This window comes from Actibacterium naphthalenivorans, assembly GCF_014196965.1.
GTDB lineage: Bacteria > Pseudomonadota > Alphaproteobacteria > Rhodobacterales > Rhodobacteraceae > Actibacterium_A > Actibacterium_A naphthalenivorans.
Window position 1 is genome coordinate 1 of sequence record NZ_JACIEQ010000034.1, and the last position, 3,780, is coordinate 3,780.

At 59.9% G+C, this 3,780-nt stretch carries 2 protein-coding genes; one reads left to right on the top strand and one right to left on the bottom strand.

The features are described 5' to 3' along the window. Positions 1-60 precede the first annotated feature (60 nt). Complete coding sequence (locus GGR17_RS20040; protein ID WP_054540571.1) at positions 61-3,012, bottom strand: Tn3 family transposase; 2,952 nt, start codon at positions 3,010-3,012, stop codon at positions 61-63. A 140-nt stretch (positions 3,013-3,152) separates the two neighbouring features. On the opposite strand from GGR17_RS20040, the gene GGR17_RS20045 reads away from it, so the two are divergent. Continuing rightward, complete coding sequence (locus GGR17_RS20045; protein WP_054540570.1) at positions 3,153-3,719, top strand: recombinase family protein; 567 nt, start codon at positions 3,153-3,155, stop codon at positions 3,717-3,719. Positions 3,720-3,780 lie beyond the last annotated feature (61 nt).

Consider the following 3,780-nt stretch of genomic DNA (forward strand, 5'->3'; position numbering starts at 1 on the left):
GGCCCCATCGGAAGGTTTCTTCGTAGAACCACGCTAAGGGGGAACTTTCAGAGAACATCTTCACGTTTCCCAGTCTCTGGCTGGTCTGATGTTCAGCGGCCGCGCAATTTTGCGGTCAGCGGTCCCAGAATGCCAATCGAAGTCGCCGGATAGGATGACGTGCTCCCACCCGAGCGGCGAGGTATGCGGAAGCAGCTTGGCGTCGTAGAGCGGGCTGGCCTGTGCGAGGTGGCTGGCCGCTTTGTCCATGTAGATCGTGTTCCAGAACGTGATGGCGGCGATGACGAGGTTGAGCGCCATGGCCCGTTTCTGTTGAGCCGCGTCAGAACGATCATGAATGCGCCCTTGTGAGTGGGCAAAGACGGCCCTGGCCAGCGAGTGCCGCGCTTCGCCCTTGTTGAGGCCTGCGTGGCATTCCATGCGCAGATCGGCGTTCTCGATCCAGTCAAGCATGAAGAGTGTGCGTTCGATCCGACCGATTTCACCGAGGGCAAGATACAGCCTGTTTTGCTGGCGGTACGCCCCAAGCTTTCGCAGGATTTCAGACGGTTTCAGAGACTTGTCGCGGATGCTGGCCGCGAGTCGCATGACGTCGCCCCAATGCTGCCGGGTCACCTCTTCATTGATAGGCTTCCCGATCAGAGGCGACAGGGTAGGCCACGCCTTCGCGCCACCGAAGCACGCCAACCGCCGGTCGGGAAAGTCGCGCAAGCGCGGGGCAAACGTCATCCCCAACAGATGGAACAGGGCAAAGACGTGGTCCGACACGCCGCCGGTATCTGTGTAGTGAACGAGGGGGTCAAAACTGGCCGGATTGCCCAGAAGACCGTCGAGCACAAAGGGCGCTTCGCCCGCCGTCGCGCCGATAACGCTGGAATGGAACGATCCGTACTGGCCCGACAGGAAAGAGTAGATTTTCAGGCCGGGGTCAGGCCCGTACTTGGCATTGATGAGTCCGCTGCCACGATTGGCAGAGAAGAACTGGCCATCTGATGAGCTGTGCTCAGCCGCGCCCCAGTGTCGCGCGAAGGGCAGACCATGATGGGCATCGACAATGCGGCCCAAGGCATCCGCGAATGTCTCGGGCCGAAGGTACCATGTCTGCGCCCAGGTCAGTTGCGCATGGCTGACACGCGATGAGGCGTGGGCCATCCGCTCCAAGCCGAGATTGGTGGCTCCAGCCAAGATCGTGGCCAGAACTGCAGCGGGTTCATCGTGCTGCTTGCCAGACCGCAGGTCAGTGAAGGCATCAAGGAACCCGGTCTGCGCATTCACCTCCCAAAGCAGCTCTGTGATGCGGATACGCGGCATCACGGCGTCGATGGCCCGTTCCAAACGCACCGCAGCAGGAGGTGTCACCGCATCATGTGGTGTGATTTTCAGCCGCCCACGCTCGATACGGACGCCGATAAGAGCATTGCGTTTCAAGGCGCGGTCCACTTGGTCAAGACGTTTCGCCAACATGCTCCGGCGATCAGCCAGCCACGCGTCCGGATCGGTCTCGAAACCTGCATCCCGCATGACAGTTTCAGCCGTGTCCCGGGGCATCAGGTAGCTGTCGAACCGGCGATACTCACGACTGCCGTCGACCCAGACATCCCCGGCTCGCAGGCGGTCTCGTAAGGTGGACACAATAGCGGTTTCATACACGCGCCGTTGTGGCTGACCGCCTTGGACGATCAGCGACGGCCAATGCTTGGCGGCAAACGGCATGGGCAGATCATCGGGCAACTTGCGTTTGCCGGTGCGGTTCTGATCCCGCAGCAAGGCGATGGCGTCCTTGAGATCATCCCCCGCATCGGTCGCATTGAATTGGAAGGCCTCCAGAAAGGCAGGGGCGAACTTGCGCATATACGCATAGCGCTCGGCCGCCAGAGAAAGCGGGTCACTGGTTGCCAGCTCTCCGAAGCTGGCAATTTCGTCACGCTTGCCCAGGAGCGTATCCCATCCGACATCCGCATCCAGCGCAGCAAAGGGGTCTTGCCCCAGGTCTTGTGCGCGGGCCATGGCATCAATGGATGCGCCGAAGAGCTGCATCAGCTTGCCAACCCGAGTCTTCCCCATACGCCAAACCTCCTCCTGATGGTTGCGGGATCTTGAGAAGAGCTGGCCGGTCAGTCGCTCGAACATGGCGATGGTCGCATCGGTGATCGTGACGGATAAATCCGCCATCTGCGCCGCGAGTGTTGCGATCCGCCGCCGCTCGCCAAAGTCGTTCAGCAAGCTCACGGGCGCTACAGCACCCTCGCGCGCGAACTTGAGCAGCCGGTCCGGGTGCAGACCCTGGCCAAGATCTGGCGGCAGATTCAATGATCGCAGATATTTCAAACGGTCCAGAAGCGCGGCCATGCTGGCCGGGCTGGTCGAGTGCGGAAAGCCGCGCAACCACGTGAGCCGCGTTTGCCCTACGGACGGGTCATTCACCAAGAGCGCCTGCAAATGGTCACGCTGCTCCAGTGAGAGGGCATCAAACAGCGCCGCGGCAGCCTCCCTTCGCGCGCGCGCCCGGCCCTTCAAGGCGAGGCGCTCAAGCGTGTCCACGCTCGGCAGCGCCAAACGGTGCTTGCGCAGGTCCGCAATCAGCGTCTCGACAATCTTCACGCCATGATCCGTCGCAAAGGCCGCCCTCGTGGCGATATCCTCCGCCTGCTGCACATGTTCAGATCCGAAAGGGGACAGACCCAAATGGCGCATCGCGAGGGCATGGTGTTCATGCCGCGTATTTCGCCTGACGGCATATTCACCGAGAGAACAAGCATCGATCTGAAGTTGCTCTGCAAGCCAGGCGATCAGTTCATCTGGCGGCATGATGCCTTCGCTCCACCCCAAACCAGGGTAGCGCAGCAGACAAATATGCACCGCAAAGCCAAGGTGGTTTTCGGCGCGGCGGCGAGTACGGATCAGATCAATGTCATCTCCGCTCAGCAGATAGTGACGGATCAAGGCTTCAGAATCTGTCGGCACCCCGAAGAGGTCCGCATACGCGCGGGAGGAAAGAAGTCTACGGGCCATAAGGCGTCCTCAAAACGTTGTTGCAAGTTTGAAGACGCCCAATATTATAGAGACTGTTAAAAAGACAGATATCCTGCACAAATCCGGGATTAGGGTAACCACCTGCGATCAGGGCCTAAAACGGCCATTTTGGAGACACCATGCCACGCACTGGCGACATCCTCGGATACGCAAGGGTCTCGACCGTCGACCAAGATTTGTCCGGACAGAAAGATCGGCTGCTACAACACGGCGCTATTCGCGTGTTCGAAGACGTGATCTCCGGCAAAACGTTCAACCGGCCCGGTTTGACAGCCTTGCTTGATCAGGCCAGACCCAACGACACCCTCGCCGTCATTCGCCTCGATCGGTTGGGGCGCTCGCTCAAGGAACTCTTGGAAACCGTCGACGGCCTCAAAGCCAGAGAGATCAATCTGATCAGCCTCGAGGAGCGGATCGATACGACTTCCGCCGCCGGAGAGCTCGTGTTCCATGTCTTCGGGGCCATTGCGCATTTCGAGCGCCGCCTGATCTCTGAGCGCACCAAAGACGGCCTGATCAACGCTCGAAAGCATGGCCGCATCCCTGGGCGCCCGCCATTGCAACCCGAGACAATCTCAGCCCTCCAAGATCTCGTCGGCGCAGGTAAATCCGTCGCTCAAGCCGCAAAACACCTCGGCATAGGCAGATCAACAGCTTACAAGGCGATCAGAAATGCCACGCTGTAAGCCATGTTCAGGCTTCGTTCTTCCTTAGCGTGGTTCTACGAAGAAACCTTCCGATGGGGCC

Bases quoted from the DNA above. Each gene is read 5' to 3' on its own strand.
- GGR17_RS20040 (WP_054540571.1), bottom strand. From the start codon at position 3,012: ATGGCCCGTAGACTTCTTTCCTCCCGCGCGTATGCGGACCTCTTCGGG.
- GGR17_RS20045 (WP_054540570.1), top strand. From the start codon at position 3,153: ATGCCACGCACTGGCGACATCCTCGGATACGCAAGGGTCTCGACCGTC.